Below are 18,920 nucleotides of genomic sequence, written 5' to 3'. Positions count from 1 at the left end.
TTGATGCAGCTTAAATATTGGGGATGCATGTTGTTCAAACCTCATCGCTTTGTACCTAAGACAGTTGCAGCGGCCGCGCTCGCCGCGCACGGCCTCGCGGCGCATGCAGCGGCACCGTTCGTGGTGCAAGACATCAAGATCGAGGGGCTGCAGCGCGTCGAAGCGGGTTCGGTGTTCGCCTATCTGCCGATCAAGCAGGGCGATACCTTCACGGACGACAAGGCATCCGAAGCAATCCGCGCGCTGTACGCGACGGGCTTTTTCAACGACGTGCGCATCGCCACGCAGGGCAACGTCGTGATCGTGCAGGTGCAGGAGCGTCCGGCGATCGCGTCGATCGACTTCACCGGCACGAAGGAATTCGACAAGGACAACCTGACGAAGGCGCTGCGCGCCGTCGGTCTCGCCGACGGCCGCTACTATGACAAGGCGCTCGTCGACAAGGCGGAGCAGGAGCTCAAGCGCCAGTACCTGACGCGCGGCTTCTACGCGGCCGAAGTCGAGACGACGGTCACGCCGGTCGACGCGAACCGCGTGTCGATCCTGTTCGCGGTGGCCGAAGGCCCGAGCGCGAAGATCCGCCAGATCAACTTCATCGGCAACAAGGCGTTCAAGACGAGCACGCTGCGCGACGAGATGCAGCTGTCGACGCCGAACTGGTTCTCCTGGTACACGAAGAACGACCTGTACTCGAAGGAAAAGCTGACCGGCGACCTCGAGGCCGTGCGCTCGTACTACCTGAACCGCGGCTACCTCGAGTTCAACATCGAGTCGACCCAGGTGTCGATCTCGCCCGACAAGAAGGACATGTACCTGACGGTCACGCTGCACGAAGGCGAGCCGTACACGGTGTCGGGCATCAAGCTGTCGGGCAACCTGCTCGATCGCGAGGCCGAACTCAACAAGCTGATCAAGATCAAGCCGGGCGATCGCTTCTCGGCCGAAAAGCTGCAGCAGACCACAAAGTCGATCGTCGACAAGCTCGGTGAATACGGCTACGCATTCGCGGCCGTCAACGCGCAGCCGGACATCGACCAGGCGAACCACAAGGTGAACCTGAACCTCGTGGTCGATCCGAGCCGCCGCGTGTACGTGCGCCGCATCAACGTCGTCGGCAACACGCGTACGCGCGACGAAGTGGTGCGCCGCGAAATGCGCCAGCTCGAAAGCTCGTGGTTCGATTCGAACCGCCTCGCGCTGTCGAAGGACCGCGTGAACCGTCTCGGCTACTTCACCAACGTCGACGTGACGACGGTGCCGGTCGAAGGCACGAACGACCAGGTCGACGTGAACGTGAAGGTCGACGAAAAGCCGACCGGCGCGATCACGCTGGGCGCGGGCTTCTCGTCGACGGACAAGGTCGTGCTGTCGGCCGGCGTGTCGCAGGACAACGTGTTCGGTTCGGGTACCAGCCTGTCGGTGAACGTCAACACCGCGAAGAGCTACCGCACGCTGACCGTCACGCAGGTCGACCCGTACTTCACGGTCGACGGCATCAAGCGGATCACGGACGTCTACTACCGTACGTACCAGCCGCTCTACTATTCGACGAGCTCGAGCTTCCGGATCATCAGCGCGGGCGGCAACCTGAAGTTCGGCATCCCGTTCTCGGAAGTCGACACCGTCTACTTCGGCGCGGGCTTCGAGCAGAACCGCCTCGAGGTCGATTCGAACACGCCGCAGAGCTACCAGGATTACGTGAAACAGTTCGGCCGCGTGTCGAACACGGTGCCGCTGACCATCGCATGGTCGCGCGACGCGCGCGACAGCGCGCTGATCCCGAGCCGCGGCTACTTCACGCAGGCGAATATGGAGTACGGCGTGCCGGTCGGCAAGATCCAGTACTACAAGGCCGACCTGCAGGCGCAGTACTACTATTCGTTCTCGCGCGGCTTCATCCTGGGCATGAACCTGCAGGGCGGCTACGGTAACGGTATCGGCAACCCGTACCCGATCTTCAAGAACTACTACGCGGGCGGTATCGGCTCCGTGCGTGGCTACGAGCCGAGCTCGCTGGGCCCGCGCGACACGAAGACGAACGATCCGATCGGCGGTTCGAAGATGCTGGTCGGCAACATCGAGCTGACGTTCCCGCTGCCGGGCACCGGTTACGACCGCACGCTGCGCGTGTTCACGTTCCTCGACGGCGGTAACGTGTGGGGCAATGCGCCGGGCGGCACGAGTACGGGCGCCAACGGCCTGCGTTACGGCTACGGTGTGGGTCTCGCATGGATCTCGCCGATCGGCCCGCTGAAGCTGAGCCTCGGCTTCCCGCTGCAGAAGCACGAAGGCGACCAGTACCAGAAATTCCAGTTCCAGATCGGGACGGCGTTCTGACCGAACGCATGACAACAGCAACGAGAGGGTAATTTTGCTAACCGGTAAGTTTTCGAAACGAGTGATGTGCGCGCTGACCGTTGCGCTGGCCCTGGGCGCGGCGACGGTGCACGCACAGGACGTCGCCCGCATCGCGGCGGTCAATTCGGATCGGATCCTGCGCGAGTCGGCGCCCGCGAAGGCGGCGCAGACGAAGCTCGAAGCCGAGTTCGCGAAGCGCGACAAGGATCTGCAGGATCTGGCGGCGCGTCTGAAGTCGATGTCCGATTCGCTCGACAAGGGCGGCACGTCGCTGTCGGCGGCCGATCGCGCGCAGAAGCAGCGCGATCTCGCTCAGCTCGATACCGATTTCCAGCGCAAGCAGCGCGAGTTCCGCGAGGACCTGAACCAGCGTCGCAACGAGGAGCTGGCGGCCGTGCTGGAGCGGGCGAACAAGGTCATCAAGCAGATCGCCGAGCAGCAGAACTACGACCTGATCGTGCAGGAAGCCGTGTACGTCAGCCCGCGCATCGACATCACCGACAAGGTGCTCAAGGCGCTCGCGTCCGGCTCGGCGAACTGAACGGAGCAGACGACGAATGGCATTGACGCTTGAGGAACTCGTAAAGCGGTTCGGCGGCGAGATCGCCGGCGACGCACAGTGCAAGGTGGGCGGGCTCGCACCGCTCGACCAGGCAGGCCCTCAGCAACTCGCGTTCCTCGCGAATCCGAAGTACCTGTCGCAGGTCGAGTCGACCCGCGCAGGCGCGGTGCTGATCGCACCGAAGGATCTGGAAAAGCTGGGCGCGGCCGCTAGCGGTCGCAATTTCATCGTGACGCCGAATCCGTACGCGTACTTCGCACGCGTCGCGCAGATGTTCATCGACCTGGCCGCGCCGCCGCGCGCCGCCGGCGTGCATCCGAGCGCGACGATCGATCCGGCCGCGAAGGTCGCCGCGAGCGCGGTGATCGGCCCGCACGTGACGGTCGAGGCCGGCGCGGTGATCGAGGATGGCGTCCAGCTCGACGCGAACGTATTCGTCGGCCGCGGCACGACGATCGGCGCAGGCTCGCATCTTTATCCCAACGCATCGGTGTACCACGGCTGCAAGGTCGGCCCGCGCGCGATCGTCCATTCGGGCGCGGTGATCGGCTCCGACGGCTTCGGCTTCGCGCCGGATTTCGTCGGCGACGGCGACGCCCGCACCGGCAACTGGGTCAAGATCCCGCAGGTCGGCGGCGTATCGATCGGCCCGGACGTCGAGATCGGCGCGAACACGACGATCGATCGCGGCGCGATGGCGGACACCGTCATCGAGGAATGCGTGAAGATCGACAACCAGGTGCAGATCGGTCACAACTGCCGGATCGGCGCCTATACCGTGATCGCCGGCAGCGCCGGCATCGCGGGCAGCACGACGATCGGCCGCCACTGCATGATCGGCGGCGCGGCCGGGATTGCCGGCCATGTGACGCTCGGCGACTACGTGATCATCACCGCGAAGTCGGGCGTATCGAAGTCGCTGCCGAAGGCCGGCATCTACACCAGCGCGTTCCCGGCCGTCGACCACGGCGAATGGAACAAGAGCGCCGCGCTCGTGCGCAACCTCGACAAGCTGCGCGACCGCATCAAGGCGCTCGAAGCCGCGCTCGCCGCCCAGGGCGGCACGGACGCCTGAGCGCGCCATGCGAGACCACCAACCGGGCACGGCCAGCGCAACCGGCCCGGTTTGTCAGACTGGGCCGCATGGCGGCCCGCTTCAGCCTTTGCATCACCACCGCGCAGCCTCTGCGTGAGACGAACCATCATGAGCACTGAAAAAATCAATCTCGACATCCACAAGATCCTCACGCTGCTGCCGCATCGCTACCCGATTCTGCTCGTCGATCGCGTGCTCGAACTCGAGCCGCACAAAGGGATCAAAGCGCTGAAGAACGTGTCGATCAACGAGCCGTTCTTCCAGGGGCACTTCCCGAAGCGGCCGGTGATGCCGGGCGTGCTGATCCTCGAGGCGCTCGCGCAGGCCGCGGCGCTGCTGACCTTCGCGGAAGAGCAGCCGAAGGATCCGGAGAACACGCTGTATTACTTCGTCGGAATCGACGGCGCGCGCTTCAAGCGCGTGGTCGAACCGGGCGACCAACTGATTCTGAACGTGACGTTCGAACGCTACATCCGCGGCATCTGGAAGTTCAAGGCGGTGGCGGAAGTGGACGGCAAGGTGGCGGCGGAAGCCGAACTGATGTGCACGGTCAAGACGGCCGACGCGGCGCCCTGAGCGACGCGGCACGCATGGGCAACGCAACGCGACACATCACATCGAGAGGCAACGGCGCATGACCAGGATTCATCCCACCGCGATTGTCGAAGCGGGCGCGCAGATCGACGAATCGGTCGAGATCGGCCCGTACGCGATCGTCGGCCCGAACGTCACGATCGGCGCGCGCACGACGATCGGCTCGCACAGCGTGATCGAAGGTCACACGACGATCGGCGAGGACAATCGCATCGGCCATTACGCATCGGTCGGCGGCTGTCCGCAGGACATGAAGTACAAGGACGAGCCGACGAAGCTCGTGATCGGCAACCGCAACACGATCCGCGAATTCACGACGATCCACACGGGCACCGTGCAGGACGTCGGCGTGACGACGCTCGGCGACGACAACTGGATCATGGCCTATGTGCACATCGGCCATGACTGCAGCGTCGGCAGCCACGTGATCCTGTCGAGCAACGCGCAGATGGCCGGCCACGTCGAGATCGGCGACTGGGCGATCGTCGGCGGGATGTCGGGCGTTCACCAGTTCGTGCGCATCGGTGCGCACTCGATGCTGGGCGGCGCGTCGGCGCTCGTGCAGGACATTCCGCCGTTCGTGATCGCGGCAGGCAACAAGGCCGAGCCGCACGGGATCAACATCGAAGGGCTGCGCCGGCGCGGTTTCTCGCCCGACGCGATTTCGGCGCTGCGCAGCGCGTACCGCCTGCTGTACAAGAACGGCCTGTCGCTCGAGGAAGCGAAGGTGCAGTTGCGCGAGCTGGCGGAGGCGGGCGGCGACGGCGATGCGCCGGTGAAGGCGCTCGTCGAGTTCATCGACGCGTCGCAACGCGGCATCATCCGCTAAGCGATGCCGTTTCCGACCAATCAGCTTCGGCTCGCGATGGTGGCAGGCGAGCCATCGGGCGACCTGCTCGCGGCGTCGCTGCTCGGCGGGCTGCGCGAGCGGCTGCCCGAATCGGCCCAGTACTACGGGATCGGCGGGCCGCGGATGATCGCGCAGGGCTTCGATTCGCACTGGCAGATGGACAAGCTGACCGTGCGCGGTTATGTCGAGGCGCTGGGCCAGATTCCCGAGATCCTGCGGATTCGCGGCGAGCTGAAGCGCCAGCTGCTCGCGGAGCGGCCGGCCGCGTTCATCGGCATCGACGCGCCGGATTTCAACTTCAGTGTCGAACAGGCCGTGCGCGACGCGGGCATCCCGTCGATCCACTTCGTGTGCCCGTCGCTCTGGGCATGGCGCGGCGGCCGGATCAAGAAGATCGCCAAGTCCGTCGATCACATGCTGTGCCTGTTCCCGTTCGAGCCGGCGATTCTCGACAAGGCCGGCGTCGCGTCGACCTACGTCGGCCATCCGCTGGCCGACGAGATCCCGCTCGAGCCCGACACGCACGGCGCGCGCATCGCGCTCGGCCTGCCCGCGGACGGTCCCGTGATCGCGGTGCTGCCGGGCAGCCGGCGCTCGGAGATCGCGCTGATCGGCCCGACGTTTTTCGCGGCGATGGCACTGATGCAGCAGCGCGAGCCCGGCGTGCGGTTCGTGATGCCGGCGGCGACGCCCGCGCTGCGCGAACTGCTGCAGCCGCTCGTCGACGCGCATCCGCAGCTCGCGCTGACGATCACCGATGGCCGCTCGCAGGTCGCGATGACGGCCGCCGACGCGATCCTCGTGAAGAGCGGCACCGTCACGCTGGAAGCCGCGCTGCTGAAGAAGCCGATGGTGATCTCGTACAAGGTGCCCTGGCTGACCGGGCAGATCATGCGCCGGCAGGGCTACCTGCCGTATGTCGGCTTGCCGAACATCCTGGCGGGGCGCTTCGTCGTGCCCGAGCTGCTGCAGCATTTCGCGACGCCCGAGGCGCTCGCCGATGCGACGCTCACGCAGTTGCGCGACGACGCGAACCGCCGCACGCTGACCGACGTGTTTACCGAAATGCATCTTTCGCTGCGGCAGAACACGGCTGCGAAGGCGGCCGAAGCGGTCGTGCGCGTGCTCGAACAACGCAAGGGGCGCGCATGACGGCAGTACGTGCACCGCGTCGCCGCGCGTCGAGCGACGTGCAGGGCGGCTTCGACTTCAGCCGGCCCGACGAGATCGTCTGCGGTGTCGACGAAGCCGGCCGCGGCCCGCTCGCGGGGCCGGTGGTGGCCGCCGCGGTGATTCTCGATCCGGCGCAGCCGATCGACGGGCTCGACGATTCGAAGGCGCTGTCCGCGAAGAAGCGCGACGTGCTGTACGACCTGATCGTCGCGCGTTCGCGCGCGTATTGCGTTGCGTCGGCAAGCGTCGACGAAATCGATACGCTGAACATCCTGCACGCGACGATGCTTGCGATGAAGCGGGCCGTCGAGGGCCTGTCGGTCCTGCCGACGCTTGCGCAGATCGACGGCAACCGCTGCCCGACGCTGACGGTGCGTGCCGAGGCGATCGTCAGCGGCGATGCGCTCGTACCGAGCATCTCGGCCGCATCGATCCTCGCGAAGGTCACGCGCGACCGCATGCTCGTCGACCTGCACGAACGCTTCCCGGTATACGGTTTCAACGTGCATGCGGGTTACGGCACCGCGAAACACCTTGCCGCGCTGCGCGAGCACGGCCCGTGCGAAGCGCATCGGCGCTCGTTCGCGCCGGTCCGCGCGGCACTCGACCTGATTCGATGAAAAGCATTACTTCCCGCGACAACCCGCTGTACAAGCGCCTGAAGGCGCTCGCGGGTTCGACGCACCATCAGCGCCGCAGCGGCCAGGCGCTGCTCGAAGGATTCCATCTCGCGAGCGCGTACCTCGATACGGGTGCGACGCCCGAGCTGTGCGTGGCGACCGAAGGCGCGCTCGGCCACGCCGAGGCGCAGGCGATCGTCGCGCGCGTCGACGCGCAGCGTGTCGTCACGCTGCCCGATGCGCTGTTCGGGCAGTTGTCGAACGTCGTCAACGGCGTCGGGTTCCTGCTGCTCGTCGACCGGCCGGCGCAACCGCTGCCTGAGCGCGTGACGCACACGTCGGTCGTGCTCGACGGCGTGCAGGACGCCGGCAACGTCGGCTCGATCCTGCGCAGCGCCGCGGCCGCCGGCGTGCGCCACGTGTTCTGTGCGCCGGGCACGGCCTACGCGTGGTCGTCGAAGGTGCTGCGCTCGGGCATGGGTGCGCATTTCCTGCTGTCGATCCATGAGGATGTTGACGCCGCGGCGCTCGCCGAACGCCTCGACGTGCCGGTCGCGCTGACCGATTCGCATGGCGCGCAGGCGCTCTACGGCTGCGACCTGTCGGGGCCTGTCGCATGGGTGTTCGGCAACGAGGGCGCCGGCGTATCGGCGTTCTGGCGCGATGCGGCCACGCATCGCGTGACGATTCCGCAGCCGGGCGGGATGGAGTCGCTGAATGTCGCGGCAGCAGCGGCGGTCTGCCTGTTCGAGCAGGTGCGACAGCAGCGGCCTGCGTGACGCCCCACGCCAGCATTCGCCGCACCACGAAAAAGGCCGCGTTCGACGCGGCCTTTTTGTTTTTCCGGCGGCGGCCGAGCGGCCGCAAGTGCGCCGGCGCTCAGTACGACTGCCGGTCGAGGCGGATTTCCTGCAGGATCGTCGTCGCGATTTCCTCGATCGACTTGTGCGTCGACGACAGCCACTTGATCCCTTCGCGACGCATCATCGCTTCTGCCTCGTTGATCTCGAAGCGGCAGTTCTCGGGCGCAGCGTACTTGCTGCCCGGCCGCCGCTCGTTGCGGATCTCGGACAGGCGCTGCGGGTCGATCGACAGCCCGAACAGCTTTTCACGGTGCGCGGAGAGCGCCGACGGCAGCTTGCCGCGTTCGAAGTCTTCCGGAATCAGCGGATAGTTCGCGGCCTTCACGCCGTACTGCATCGCGAGATACAGGCTCGTCGGCGTCTTGCCGCTGCGCGACACGCCGACGAGGATCACGTCGGCCTCCGACAGGTTGCGGTTCGACTGGCCGTCGTCGTGCGCGAGCGAGAAGTTGATCGCCTCGATCCGCGTCTTGTATTCCTCGGTGTCCGCGTTTTGGTGGCCGCGGCCCATCGCGTGGCTCGACTTGAGCTCCAGTTCCTGCTCGAGCGGCTCGACGAAGCGCTGGAACATGTCGAGCACGAGCGCGTTCGAGCGCTTGACGATGTCGTTCGACTCGCTGTCGACGAGCGTCGTGAACACGATCGCGCGGCGGCCGTCGTGCACGGCGGCCTCGTTGATCTTCTCGACGGTCGCATAGGCCTTGTCGAGCGAGTCGACGAACGGCACGCGCACGAGACGGAATTTCTGGTCGAACTGGGAGAGGATCGAATGCGCGAAGGTTTCGGCAGTGATCCCGGTGCCGTCGGAGACGATGAAAACGGTAGGCAGCATGAATCTGGGCGTCGAACGTGAAGGGCGGTTGCACGGGGCGGCTGGAGGTTCGCCTCCAGACACAGTGACAAGGTCGCGCCACATCCGGCAGCCGGCACGGTAGAATAGCGGCAACCTGTTGGATAAGCAATTGCGGGGGCAGGGCGCGAACGGCGCTCGTGGCCCGGCCGCGCGATTCCAAAATTCCCGGCAAGTTTGGCGATTTGTCTGAAAATATCGCCGTTCTGCCGGGATTTTTGCAAATCGGGTCGGAAGGTTTTCCGCCGCTGCGATTGTTTATCTAACAGGTTGCGCAAGACGCGCCGCGCCTTTTTGCAAGCGCCCGCGTCCAAGCCCACTTGCGCGATCGAGCATTTTTTTCACACTTAGGGGCTTGTATGACTAACGCAGCAAACGTCGCAAAGGACCAGGCGTATGTAATTCCGTTCGAGCAGTTGCGGATGACCGATGTGGAGATCGTCGGCGGCAAGAATGCGTCGCTCGGCGAGATGATCAGCCAGCTTTCCGAAGCTGGCGTTCGCGTGCCCACCGGTTTCGCCACGACCGCGCTCGCTTTCCGCGATTTCCTCACGCACAACGACCTTACCGACCGCATCGCCAAGCGTCTCGAGTCGCTCGACATCGACGACGTGAAGGCGCTCGCCGAAGCCGGTGCCGAAATCCGCAAGTGGATCGTCGACGCGCCGATGCAGGCGCGCCTCGAGCAGGAAATCCGCGCGCAGTTCGAAGTCCTGAAGAACGGCTCGCCGGGCGAGCTGTCGTTCGCCGTGCGCTCGTCCGCGACCGCGGAAGACCTGCCCGACGCATCGTTCGCCGGCCAGCAGGAGTCGTACCTGAACGTCGTCGGCATCGAAGACGTGCTCGACCGCATGAAGCACGTGTTCGCGTCGCTGTATAACGACCGCGCGATCTCGTACCGCGTGCACAAGGGCTTCACGCACGCCGAGGTGGCTCTGTCGGCCGGCGTGCAGCGCATGGTCCGCTCGGACGTCGGCGCTGCCGGCGTGATGTTCACGATCGACACCGAATCGGGCTTCAAGGACGCCGTGTTCATCACGTCGAGCTACGGCCTGGGCGAAACCGTCGTGCAGGGCGCGGTGAACCCGGACGAGTTCTATGTGTTCAAGACGACGCTCGCACAGGACAAATACCCGATCATCCGCCGCTCGATCGGCTCGAAGCTGATCAAGATGGAATTCACGCAGCCGGGCGAGCCGGGCCGCGTGAAGACGGTCGACGTGTCGCACGAGCAGCGCAACCGCTACTCGATCACCGACGAGGACGTGATCGAGCTGGCGAAGTACGCGGTCATCATCGAGAAGCACTACCAGCGTCCGATGGACATCGAGTGGGGCAAGGACGGCCGCGACGGCAAGATCTTCATCCTGCAGGCGCGCCCGGAAACGGTGAAGAGCCAGGCGAGCGGCAAGGCCGAGCAGCGCTTCAAGCTGAAGGGCCAGTCGCAGGTTCTCGCGACGGGCCGCGCGATCGGCCAGAAGATCGGCGCGGGCCGCGTGCGCGTGATCCAGGATCCGTCGGAAATGGAACGCGTGCAGCCGGGCGACGTGCTGGTTGCCGACATGACCGACCCGAACTGGGAGCCGGTGATGAAGCGTGCAGCCGCGATCGTCACGAACCGTGGCGGCCGGACCTGCCATGCGGCGATCATCGCGCGTGAGCTCGGCGTGCCGGCGGTCGTCGGCTGCGGCGACGCAACCGACGTGCTGAAGGACGGCGCGCTCGTCACCGTGTCGTGCGCGGAAGGCGACGAAGGCAAGATCTACGACGGCCTGCTCGAGACGGAAGTCACGGAAGTGCAGCGCGGCGAACTGCCGGAAATCCCGGTCAAGATCATGATGAACGTCGGCAATCCGCAGCTCGCGTTCGACTTCTCGCAGCTGCCGAACGGCGGCGTGGGCCTCGCGCGTCTCGAGTTCATCATCAACAACAACATCGGCGTTCACCCGAAGGCGATTCTCGAGTACCCGAACATCGACCAGGACCTGAAGAAGGCCGTCGAGAGCGTCGCGCGCGGCCACGCGTCGCCGCGTCAGTTCTACGTCGACAAGCTGACGGAAGGTGTCGCGACGATCGCCGCGGCGTTCTATCCGAAGCCCGTGATCGTGCGCTTGTCCGACTTCAAGTCGAACGAGTACAAGAAGCTGATCGGCGGTTCGCGTTACGAGCCGGACGAGGAAAACCCGATGCTGGGCTTCCGCGGCGCGTCGCGCTACATCGCGGAAGACTTCGCGCCGGCGTTCGAGATGGAGTGCCGTGCACTGAAGCGCGTGCGCGACGAGATGGGCCTGACCAACGTCGAGATCATGGTGCCGTTCGTGCGTACCGTGAAGCAGGCGGAGCGTGTCGTCGGCCTGCTCGAGAAGTTCGGCCTGAAGCGCGGTGAAAACGGCCTGCGCCTCGTGATGATGTGCGAAGTCCCGACCAACGCGATCCTCGCCGAAGACTTCCTGCAGCACTTCGACGGTTTCTCGATCGGCTCGAACGACCTCACGCAGCTCACGCTCGGCCTCGACCGCGACTCGGGCATGGAACTGCTGGCAGTCGACTTCGACGAACGCGATCCGGCCGTCAAGTTCCTGCTGAAGCGTGCGATCGACACCTGCCGCAAGATGGGCAAGTACGTCGGCATCTGCGGCCAGGGCCCGTCCGATCACCCGGACTTCGCGCAATGGCTGGCCGACGAAGGCATCGTGTCGATCTCGCTGAACCCGGACACGATCATCGATACGTGGCAGGCGCTCGCCAACCGGAAGTAACGGCCGGTAATGCACCTTCGGCGAAAGCGCGGGTCCGCTGCGCTTTCGTTGAAGGCAAAATGCAAGGTTCATGCTATAAACACCCCGGTAGGCGCCGGGGTGTTTTTGTTTGTCGGTACGCGCCGGGCCGCCCCAAGCGTGCCAAGTGAGCGTGGGGGATGTTTTCTGGAGACCACAATGATGTCGGGGCATCTGTTCTGGTGGGTCGCGGTGGGTGTGCTGGTCGTGGCCGAGTTGCTGACGGGCACGTTCTATCTGCTGATGATCGCGCTCGGCTTTCTCGCGGGCGGCTTGCTGCAACTGGCTGGTTTCGCGCCGCACGTGCAGTTCGGCGCGGCGGCCGTGGTCGCGATCGTCGCAATGATCGTGCTGCGTCGTTCGGGGCTCGGCCGCAAGCAGAAGCGCGACACGTCGACGAATCCCGACGTCAATCTCGATATCGGCGCGACCGTCACGGTCGACGCGTGGCGTGACGGCCGTGCGCGCGTGCAGTATCGCGGAGCCGACTGGGACGTCGAGCTGGCGAACGGCGAGCGCGACGATGCGCACGTGTATCAGGTAAGCGCCGTGCGCGGCAACTGTCTCGTGGTCGTGGCGAAACCCGCGGGCTGATTGTCCGCCGATACAACAAGGAGGGAATATTTCATGGATTCGCTGATCATCTGGGTTGTCCTGCTCGTCATCGCGATCGTGATCGTGTCGAAGACGGTGAAGATCGTGCCGCAGCAGCATGCGTGGGTGCTCGAGCGCTTCGGTCGTTATCACGCGACGCTGTCGCCGGGGCTGAACATCGTGCTGCCGTTCGTCGATCGCATCGCGTACCGGCACGTGCTGAAGGAAATTCCGCTCGACGTGCCGAGCCAGATCTGCATCACGCGCGACAACACGCAGCTTCAGGTCGACGGCGTGCTGTATTTCCAGGTGATGGATCCGATGAAGGCGTCGTACGGGTCGAGCAACTTTGTGCTCGCGATCACGCAGTTGTCGCAAACGATGCTGCGCTCGGTGATCGGCAAGCTGGAGCTCGACAAGACCTTCGAGGAGCGCGACTTCATCAACCACAGCATCGTGTCGGCGCTCGACGAGGCCGCGGCGAACTGGGGCGTGAAAGTGCTGCGCTACGAGATCAAGGACCTGACGCCGCCGAAGGAGATCCTGCACGCGATGCAGGCGCAGATCACCGCCGAGCGCGAGAAGCGCGCGCTGATCGCCGCGTCCGAAGGCCGCAAGCAGGAACAGATCAACCTCGCGTCGGGTGCGCGCGAGGCGGCGATCCAGAAGTCCGAAGGCGAGCGGCAGGCCGCGATCAATCAGGCGCAGGGCGAGGCCGCCGCGATTCTTGCCGTGGCCGAGGCAAACGCGCAGGCGATCCAGAAGATCGCGAACGCGATGCAGTCGCAGGGCGGGATGGACGCGGTGAACCTGAAGGTCGCCGAGCAGTATGTCGGCGCGTTCTCGAATCTCGCGAAGCAGGGCAATACGCTGATCGTGCCGTCGAATCTGTCGGATCTCGGCAGTGCGATCGCGTCGGCGATGTCGATCGTCAAGAACGCGTCGCCGGCCGCGGGCGGGAAGGGCTGAGCCGGAATTGCCCGATGCGCAGGCGGTTGCCGCGTGCGGTCAGCATGCGGCCAATCGTCGCGCAGCCGGGCCGGTTCGGGTAAAGCTTGCGGGATGCCGCCGGCGCGTATCTTCAGCCGAAACAAGCGGCGTTGCGTGTGGAATCCAGCCGGCAGGCTCCGTCGATCGACCGGTATCGACGATTCATGTAGTTCAAAGCGACACGGCCCGCTTCGAGCGGGCCGTGTCGTTTGCGATACGCGTCGCGCGTGTCAGGCGCCGGCGCGCATGATGCGTGCCTTCTCGCGTTCCCAGTCGCGCTTCTTCTCGGTTTCGCGCTTGTCGTGCAGCTTCTTGCCCTTCGCGAGCGCGATGTCGCACTTCACGCGGCCGCCCTTGTAGTGGAAGTTCAGCGGCACGAGCGTGTAGCCGCGCTGCTCGACCTTGCCGATCAGTTTCTTGATTTCCTCACGGTGCAGCAGCAGCTTGCGCGTGCGAACCGGGTCGGGCTTGATGTGCGTCGAAGCCTCGGGCAGCGGGCTGATATGGGTGCCGATCAGGAAGATCTCCGCGTTCTTCACCACGACGTAGCCTTCCTTGATCTGGCCGCGCCCGGCGCGCAGCGCCTTGACTTCCCAGCCCTCCAGCACGAGCCCCGCCTCGTAGCGTTCCTCGATGTGATAATCGAAGTGCGCCTTCCTGTTGTCGATGATGCTCATGAATGGATTGGGCCAACTCGTTTAAAATCACGATTTTAGCAAAGCGGGGCGAGAATCGCCCGGCTTGCTTTCCCACCTTCAGCGATGCCGCGCGATTTATGGCAGATGTCCAGAAAACCGTATTGATCCGTCATTCGGCGGAACAGATGTTCGACCTCGTCACCGACGTGGCCGATTACCCCAATTTCCTGCCCTGGTGCGGCGGCGTCGAGATTCGCCGTCAGGACGACAGCGGGATGGAAGCGCGCATCGATATCAACTTCAAGGGCATCAAGCAGCATTTCGCGACGCGCAACACGCAGCAGCGTCCGACGCGGATCGACATGGAGTTCACGGACGGCCCGTTCAAGAAGTTCACGGGCTCGTGGCGCTTCACCGCGCTGCGCGCCGATGCGTGCAAGATCGAATTCGCGCTGCACTACGAGTTTTCGAGCATCCTGCTCGAGAAAATCATCGGGCCGGTGTTCAGCCACATCGCGAACACGTTCGTCGATTCGTTCGTGAAGCGCGCGGACCAGCGCTACGGGAAGGGGTGACGCGATGCTGTCGATCGAAGTCTGCTATGCACTGCCGGACCGCCAGACGCTGATTCGGGTGTCGCTGCCCGAAGGCGCGACCGTTCGCTCGGCGATCGACGCGAGCGGCGTGCTCGCGCTGCACCCGGAGATCGACCTCGCGCAAGCGAAGACGGGTGTGTACGGCAAGCTCGCACCGCTCGACGCGCCGCTCGCCGACCACGACCGCGTCGAGATCTACCGCCCGCTGATCGTCGATCCGAAACTGGCGCGCCAGCGGCGCGTCGACAAGTCCCGCCGCGCCGGCTCCATCGAGGGCCGCAAGTGGATGCACAAGGACGCGCGCTGACGCGCGCGGTTCCGCTTCTTTCGCTCCTTCCGCTCCGATTCGTCCGATCAAACGCCGCGGCGCTCAGTGAGCCGCGGCGTTCGCGTTGACCGACGCGCTGCTCGGCGTGTCGCCGCCGGCGGGCGTATCGCCGTGCTGTCGCACCGAGCCGTACACGCCAGCGAGCAGCAGCACGAGCGCGGCGATCTCGAGCGCGTGCGGCATCCGCTGGTCGTACACGAACGCGTAGAGCATCGCGAACACGGTTTCGAACACGATCAACTGGCCCGACAGCGTGAGCGGCAACCGCTTCGACGCCGCATTCCACAGCCCGTTGCCGAGCCACGACGCGCCGATCGCGAGTACGAGGTTCAGCAGCCAGAACAGTTGCCAGCGCGACGCCGGGACGGCCGCCTGCACCGTGCCGGCCGGCAGCGCGAGGATCGCGATCCAGCAGAGTGCGCCGATCAGGCCCGTCACGACACCCCACAGCACCGACCATTCGTTGCCGCCGAAATGATGATGGCGCTGCAGGTAGCGCGTGTTCGCGACCGCGTACCAGGTCCAGCTCCCGAGCGCGCCGGCCGCGCAAGCGATGCCTGCGAGCTTCTGGCCGAGCGTCGTCGCGTGCGCTGCCTCGGACGTGAACAGGTCGACGTTGATGCAGACGATGCCCGCGATCACCAGTGCGAGCGGGACGGCAAGCCGCCGCAGCGGCACGGCGCCGTGGTCGCCGAGGCCCGCGAGCGTGACGGTGACGGGCAGCACGCCGACGATCAGCGAACTGGGCGCGATGCCGATCAGGTGCACGGCGCCGGACAGCAGCATGTAGTACGCGACGTTGCCGACGACCGCGAGCTTCACGAGCGCGACGAGATCCTCGCGGGTCAGCCGCGCGAGCAGCGAGCGGGCGGCCGGCAGCGCGGCCGCGAGCGACACGAGGCCATACATTGCATAGCGGCCGACGCTCAGCAGCAGCGGCGAGAAGTCGGTCAGCAGCCGCGGAACGAGAAACACCATGCCCCACAGGGCACCTGCCAGGACACCATAGACCACACCGCGCCGCATCGACCGCTCCGAACACATGACTGACGAGCGCGCATCTTAGCGACGCCGATTCGGCGGCGTCTTGTTCATTCCTGCACTCGGGGTGTGGCGGGGCTTCGACGTGCCGTGCGACGGAGCGGCCGCGATCCGTTCCTGGTTATCGAGGGTTCGCGGCCGCGGTACGGTGCGAATCAGCCGTCGGCCGGGTCGGGCGTCGCACCGGCGCCGTCGCCCGACGCCCGCACGTGCGCAGGGCGCCGCACGGCGCGCAGCTTGCCGCTGTTGCCGCCGCCGCAGTAGAAAAGATCGTGGCCGTCGGATTCGAGCCCCGACACGCCGACGCCGGACGGCATGTCGACTTGCTCGAGCACCTGGCCCGTACGCGGATCGACGTGCCGCAAATCGCTCTGGTCGGCTTCCCAGGTGCCGTGCCACAGCTCGCCGTCGACCCACGTCACGCCGGTGACGAAGCGGTTCGATTCGATCGTGCGCAGCACGGCGCCCGATTCCGGATCGATCTGATGAATCTTGCGTTCGCGGTACTGGCCGACCCACAGCGTGCCCTCGGCCCACGCGAGCCCCGAGTCGGCGCCGCCGCCGGGTGCCGGGATCGTCGCGAGCACGCGGCCCGATTCCGGATCGATCTTCTCGATGCGATCCTCGACGATCTGGAACAGGTGGCGGCCGTCGAACGCCGTGCCCGCGTGCGCGGCGACATCGAGCGAGCGGACGGTCGTGCCGTGTTCAGGATCGAGCGCATTCAGCTTGTCGCCGGACGCGTACCACACGTGCTGCCCGTCGAACGTGACGCCGTGCACGCCGTCGACGCCCGGAAACGGGCCGTATTCGCGAATGATGTCTGCATTGGAGCGTTTCATGTTCGTCACCTCGTCGTTCGGTGAGGCCATCCTAATCTCCCGGCAGCGCGGCAGGGAGTAACAAGGTCGTCGCGAATCCGGGCAGCGGCGGCGTCATCCAGCGGCGCGCGCGGCCGCAGCCGAGCGCCTGCACCTTGGCCGCTTCGGCGAGCGCGTCGAGCGCGCGCTGCACGGTGCGCTGGCTCGCGCCGAGCGCGAGCGCCAGCGCGGAGCTCGACCACGCCTCGCCGTCGGCGAGGAGCGCGAGCACGGCCGCGTGGCGATCGTCGACCGGGCGCGCGAGTACGACGGTCTCGCGCACGCCGAGCGGTTCGAGCGCGAAGCCGCGCGGCGTCGCGGTGACGTTCGCGAGCGGCCGCAGCACCGCTCGGAGCCGGCCGATCTCGACGCGCAGGCGCGCGCGATGCGATTCGTCCGCATGTTTCGCGCGGAACGCGGCGGCCACGAGCGCGTTTCTCGACACGTCGGCCGGCCACGCCTCGCCGAGTGCGCGGGCGAGCACGAACAGCACCGGGCGGCGCGCGAGCGACACGGTCGTGCGCGCGTCGCGCACCGTGTGGCGGCACGCGTCGACGACGAGCGCATTCGACGCGAACAGCGTCTCGACTTCGTCGAGCCGAACGAGCCGCGACGTGCCGCGCGTGACGAGTCGCGCGGCAGGCGCATCGAGCACGCGCGCAGCGGTGTCGACTTCGGCCGTCAGCGCGGCGATGCCGGCGTCGCGGGCAGCCGCGCGTGCACGGGCGAGCGCCGCGCGGGCCGCATGCGTGCGGATGCGGCGCATCGCGATGCCTGCGACGATCAGTTCATGGGCGGCGCGCGACGCGGCCGGCAGCGGCGCGGGATCGAGCGTCGCGAGCATCCGTTCGGCATCGTCGATCTGACCGATCAGCAGCAGCCGGCGCACGCCGAGATAACGCGCATGCGCGGCGTTCGCGCGGTCGCCGTGCGCGTCGAGCGTCGCGCACGCGGCATCGAGCGCGCGCGTCGGCCAGCGGAGGTCTCGCGACGCGAGCGCGATCTCGGCTTCGGCGACGACGCAGCGCGCACGCGCCACGGCTTCCTTCGCGCCGAACGCGCGCGCGGCGCCGCGCACGAGTGCCCGCGCGCGTTTGAAATCGCCGAGCTGCGCCATCGCGATGCCGCGCAGCGCGAGCGCCGGCGCGTCGTCGCGCAGCGCGACGCGGTTCAGCGCACCGAGCGCGTCACCGGCCGCGAGCGCGCGCGCGGCCGCGGTGATCAACGAATCCATTCGAATCCCGACACACTTGTCACTCCCTCCGGCCCGATGCCGAGCACTAATCTAGCACCACGCACACGGCGCCGTACGCCGTGCCCGGATACCCATCGGAAGGAGGAACCCGCAATGACGACCCATCTCACCGGAACGCGCGACGAATGGCTGGCCGAGCGCAGGGCGCTGCTCGAAGCAGAAAAGGCGCTGACGCGGCAAAGCGACGAACTCGCGCGGCTGCGCCAGGCACTGCCTTGGGTGCGCGTCGACAAGACCTACCGGTTCGACACGGAAGAGGGGCAGGCGACGCTCGACGACCTGTTTCGCGGCCGTTCGCAACTGCTCGTCTATCACTTCATGTTCGGCCCCGACTACAAGGCCGGTTGCCCGTCGTGCTCGGCGCTTGCGGACGGTTTCGACGGTTTTGCCGTACACCTGGCGAACCACGACGTAACGCTCGCGGCCGTGTCGCGCGCGCCGCTCGCGAAGCTGCTCGCGTACCGGCAGCGGATGGGGTGGACCTTCCCGTGGGCGTCGTCGGTCGGCAGCGATTTCAACTTCGACTTCAACGTGTCGTTCACCGAAACGCAGCAGCGCACGGGCGACGTCGAATACAACTACGCGCGGGCGGGGCACGCGATGGACATGGATCCGCCACCGGCGCCCGTCGTGCAGTTCGCGGCGACGTGCGGCACCGACGCGGTCACGTATTCGCTGGACCGGCCGGGGATGAGCGCGTTCGTGCGCGAGGACGGTGCCGTCTATCACACGTACTCGACCTATGCGCGCGGGCTCGACGGGCTGTGGGGGATGTACCAGTGGCTCGATCGCGCGCCGCGCGGGCGCAACGAGGCAGGCCCGTGGTGGCGCCGCCACGATGAATACGCGCGCGGTTGAGCGCGGGCCGGCGACGG

19 protein-coding genes are annotated in these 18,920 nt (G+C 66.3%); 14 read left to right on the top strand and 5 right to left on the bottom strand.

Features of this window, described 5'->3' with window-relative positions; translation table 11 throughout:
• Positions 1–27: 27 nt before the first annotated feature.
• The 8 genes from bamA to ACM6JT_RS02645 all read left to right on the top strand — a co-directional run bounded on the left by bamA (position 28) and on the right by ACM6JT_RS02645 (position 8,032).
• Positions 28–2,337 carry an outer membrane protein assembly factor BamA gene (bamA, locus tag ACM6JT_RS02680; protein ID WP_414855940.1) on the top strand — a complete coding sequence of 770 codons (2,310 nt, stop codon included), beginning with the start codon at positions 28–30 and terminating at the stop codon, positions 2,335–2,337.
• A gap of 64 nt (positions 2,338–2,401) precedes the next feature.
• The gene (locus tag ACM6JT_RS02675) at positions 2,402–2,899 is read left to right on the top strand and encodes an OmpH family outer membrane protein (protein WP_034184747.1); all 498 of its coding nucleotides are present in this window, start codon (positions 2,402–2,404) and stop codon (positions 2,897–2,899) included.
• A gap of 16 nt (positions 2,900–2,915) precedes the next feature.
• Positions 2,916–3,995: a UDP-3-O-(3-hydroxymyristoyl)glucosamine N-acyltransferase gene (lpxD, locus tag ACM6JT_RS02670; RefSeq protein WP_414855939.1), complete on the top strand. Its 1,080-nt coding sequence runs from the start codon at positions 2,916–2,918 to the stop codon at positions 3,993–3,995.
• Between the two features lie 129 nt (positions 3,996–4,124).
• Positions 4,125–4,592: a 3-hydroxyacyl-ACP dehydratase FabZ gene (gene fabZ / locus ACM6JT_RS02665; protein WP_006495559.1), complete on the top strand. Its 468-nt coding sequence runs from the start codon at positions 4,125–4,127 to the stop codon at positions 4,590–4,592.
• A 58-nt stretch (positions 4,593–4,650) separates the two neighbouring features.
• Positions 4,651–5,439, top strand: coding sequence for an acyl-ACP--UDP-N-acetylglucosamine O-acyltransferase (lpxA, locus tag ACM6JT_RS02660; RefSeq protein WP_414855938.1), 789 nt, complete (start codon positions 4,651–4,653; stop codon positions 5,437–5,439).
• 3 nt (positions 5,440–5,442) lie between these two features.
• Positions 5,443–6,612, top strand: coding sequence for a lipid-A-disaccharide synthase (lpxB, locus tag ACM6JT_RS02655; protein WP_414855937.1), 1,170 nt, complete (start codon positions 5,443–5,445; stop codon positions 6,610–6,612).
• Positions 6,609–7,253 carry a ribonuclease HII gene (rnhB, locus tag ACM6JT_RS02650; protein ID WP_034184751.1) on the top strand — a complete coding sequence of 215 codons (645 nt, stop codon included), beginning with the start codon at positions 6,609–6,611 and terminating at the stop codon, positions 7,251–7,253. The genes lpxB and rnhB overlap by 4 nt, the downstream gene beginning before the upstream one ends.
• A complete protein-coding gene (locus ACM6JT_RS02645) occupies positions 7,250–8,032 on the top strand; it encodes a TrmH family RNA methyltransferase (RefSeq protein ID WP_414855936.1) in 783 nt (260 codons plus the stop codon). The genes rnhB and ACM6JT_RS02645 overlap by 4 nt, the downstream gene beginning before the upstream one ends.
• Positions 8,033–8,132: 100 nt before the next feature.
• On the opposite strand, the gene ACM6JT_RS02640 is transcribed toward ACM6JT_RS02645, so the two are convergent.
• The gene (locus ACM6JT_RS02640) at positions 8,133–8,948 is read right to left on the bottom strand and encodes a pyruvate, water dikinase regulatory protein (protein ID WP_034181125.1); all 816 of its coding nucleotides are present in this window, start codon (positions 8,946–8,948) and stop codon (positions 8,133–8,135) included.
• A 377-nt stretch (positions 8,949–9,325) separates the two neighbouring features.
• Between ACM6JT_RS02640 and ppsA the strand changes: the two genes are divergently transcribed.
• From ppsA to ACM6JT_RS02625, 3 genes are all read left to right on the top strand, one after another.
• On the top strand, positions 9,326–11,725 hold the full coding sequence (gene ppsA, locus ACM6JT_RS02635; protein WP_034181126.1) for a phosphoenolpyruvate synthase: 2,400 nt from the start codon (positions 9,326–9,328) through the stop codon (positions 11,723–11,725).
• A gap of 177 nt (positions 11,726–11,902) precedes the next feature.
• Positions 11,903–12,337 (top strand): NfeD family protein, encoded by a 435-nt coding sequence (locus ACM6JT_RS02630; protein WP_034181127.1) that lies wholly within the window; start codon positions 11,903–11,905, stop codon positions 12,335–12,337.
• A gap of 33 nt (positions 12,338–12,370) precedes the next feature.
• Entirely contained in the window at positions 12,371–13,306 is a 936-nt protein-coding gene (locus ACM6JT_RS02625) for an SPFH domain-containing protein (RefSeq protein WP_034181128.1), read from the top strand.
• A 251-nt stretch (positions 13,307–13,557) separates the two neighbouring features.
• Here the strand turns inward: ACM6JT_RS02625 and smpB are convergent, their stop codons facing one another.
• Positions 13,558–14,004 (bottom strand): SsrA-binding protein SmpB, encoded by a 447-nt coding sequence (gene smpB, locus ACM6JT_RS02620; RefSeq protein ID WP_034181129.1) that lies wholly within the window; start codon positions 14,002–14,004, stop codon positions 13,558–13,560.
• Positions 14,005–14,102: 98 nt separating this feature from the next.
• Here smpB and ACM6JT_RS02615 point away from each other — a divergent pair, with 98 nt between their 5' ends.
• Positions 14,103–14,540, top strand: coding sequence for a type II toxin-antitoxin system RatA family toxin (locus ACM6JT_RS02615; RefSeq protein WP_034181130.1), 438 nt, complete (start codon positions 14,103–14,105; stop codon positions 14,538–14,540).
• A gap of 4 nt (positions 14,541–14,544) precedes the next feature.
• Positions 14,545–14,868 (top strand): RnfH family protein, encoded by a 324-nt coding sequence (locus ACM6JT_RS02610; protein ID WP_034181131.1) that lies wholly within the window; start codon positions 14,545–14,547, stop codon positions 14,866–14,868.
• Positions 14,869–14,931: 63 nt separating this feature from the next.
• Here ACM6JT_RS02610 and ACM6JT_RS02605 read toward each other — a convergent pair whose 3' ends face one another.
• The 3 genes from ACM6JT_RS02605 to ACM6JT_RS02595 form a co-directional block, all read right to left on the bottom strand.
• A complete protein-coding gene (locus ACM6JT_RS02605) occupies positions 14,932–15,915 on the bottom strand; it encodes a DMT family transporter (RefSeq protein ID WP_414855935.1) in 984 nt (327 codons plus the stop codon).
• Positions 15,916–16,085: 170 nt separating this feature from the next.
• Positions 16,086–16,772, bottom strand: coding sequence for a glutaminyl-peptide cyclotransferase (locus tag ACM6JT_RS02600; protein ID WP_414855934.1), 687 nt, complete (start codon positions 16,770–16,772; stop codon positions 16,086–16,088).
• Positions 16,773–16,803: 31 nt separating this feature from the next.
• Positions 16,804–18,024: a helix-turn-helix domain-containing protein gene (locus ACM6JT_RS02595; RefSeq protein WP_414855933.1), complete on the bottom strand. Its 1,221-nt coding sequence runs from the start codon at positions 18,022–18,024 to the stop codon at positions 16,804–16,806.
• A gap of 114 nt (positions 18,025–18,138) precedes the next feature.
• Between ACM6JT_RS02595 and ACM6JT_RS02590 the strand changes: the two genes are divergently transcribed.
• Positions 18,139–18,903 carry a DUF899 domain-containing protein gene (locus ACM6JT_RS02590; RefSeq protein ID WP_105390469.1) on the top strand — a complete coding sequence of 255 codons (765 nt, stop codon included), beginning with the start codon at positions 18,139–18,141 and terminating at the stop codon, positions 18,901–18,903.
• Positions 18,904–18,920 lie beyond the last annotated feature (17 nt).

This window comes from Burkholderia sp. IT-111MI5 (assembly GCF_949752865.1).
In the GTDB taxonomy this organism is placed as follows: Bacteria; Pseudomonadota; Gammaproteobacteria; order Burkholderiales; family Burkholderiaceae; genus Burkholderia; species Burkholderia pyrrocinia_C.
Note: the sequence above shows the minus strand (reverse complement) of the source record. Positions and strands in the feature narration are given on the sequence as shown.

Coding starts and splice junctions, on each gene's coding strand:
- ACM6JT_RS02675 (WP_034184747.1), top strand. CDS start 2,402: ATGTGCGCGCTGACCGTTGCGCTGGCCCTGGGCGCGGCGACGGTGCAC.
- ACM6JT_RS02640 (WP_034181125.1), bottom strand. CDS start 8,948: ATGCTGCCTACCGTTTTCATCGTCTCCGACGGCACCGGGATCACTGCC.
- ACM6JT_RS02610 (WP_034181131.1), top strand. CDS start 14,545: ATGCTGTCGATCGAAGTCTGCTATGCACTGCCGGACCGCCAGACGCTG.
- lpxA (WP_414855938.1), top strand. CDS start 4,651: ATGACCAGGATTCATCCCACCGCGATTGTCGAAGCGGGCGCGCAGATC.
- ACM6JT_RS02630 (WP_034181127.1), top strand. CDS start 11,903: ATGATGTCGGGGCATCTGTTCTGGTGGGTCGCGGTGGGTGTGCTGGTC.
- bamA (WP_414855940.1), top strand. CDS start 28: ATGTTGTTCAAACCTCATCGCTTTGTACCTAAGACAGTTGCAGCGGCC.
- ACM6JT_RS02615 (WP_034181130.1), top strand. CDS start 14,103: ATGGCAGATGTCCAGAAAACCGTATTGATCCGTCATTCGGCGGAACAG.
- ppsA (WP_034181126.1), top strand. CDS start 9,326: ATGACTAACGCAGCAAACGTCGCAAAGGACCAGGCGTATGTAATTCCG.
- ACM6JT_RS02590 (WP_105390469.1), top strand. CDS start 18,139: ATGACGACCCATCTCACCGGAACGCGCGACGAATGGCTGGCCGAGCGC.
- ACM6JT_RS02595 (WP_414855933.1), bottom strand. CDS start 18,024: ATGGATTCGTTGATCACCGCGGCCGCGCGCGCGCTCGCGGCCGGTGAC.
- ACM6JT_RS02625 (WP_034181128.1), top strand. CDS start 12,371: ATGGATTCGCTGATCATCTGGGTTGTCCTGCTCGTCATCGCGATCGTG.
- ACM6JT_RS02600 (WP_414855934.1), bottom strand. CDS start 16,772: ATGAAACGCTCCAATGCAGACATCATTCGCGAATACGGCCCGTTTCCG.
- ACM6JT_RS02645 (WP_414855936.1), top strand. CDS start 7,250: ATGAAAAGCATTACTTCCCGCGACAACCCGCTGTACAAGCGCCTGAAG.
- lpxD (WP_414855939.1), top strand. CDS start 2,916: ATGGCATTGACGCTTGAGGAACTCGTAAAGCGGTTCGGCGGCGAGATC.
- smpB (WP_034181129.1), bottom strand. CDS start 14,004: ATGAGCATCATCGACAACAGGAAGGCGCACTTCGATTATCACATCGAG.
- lpxB (WP_414855937.1), top strand. CDS start 5,443: ATGCCGTTTCCGACCAATCAGCTTCGGCTCGCGATGGTGGCAGGCGAG.
- rnhB (WP_034184751.1), top strand. CDS start 6,609: ATGACGGCAGTACGTGCACCGCGTCGCCGCGCGTCGAGCGACGTGCAG.
- ACM6JT_RS02605 (WP_414855935.1), bottom strand. CDS start 15,915: ATGCGGCGCGGTGTGGTCTATGGTGTCCTGGCAGGTGCCCTGTGGGGC.
- fabZ (WP_006495559.1), top strand. CDS start 4,125: ATGAGCACTGAAAAAATCAATCTCGACATCCACAAGATCCTCACGCTG.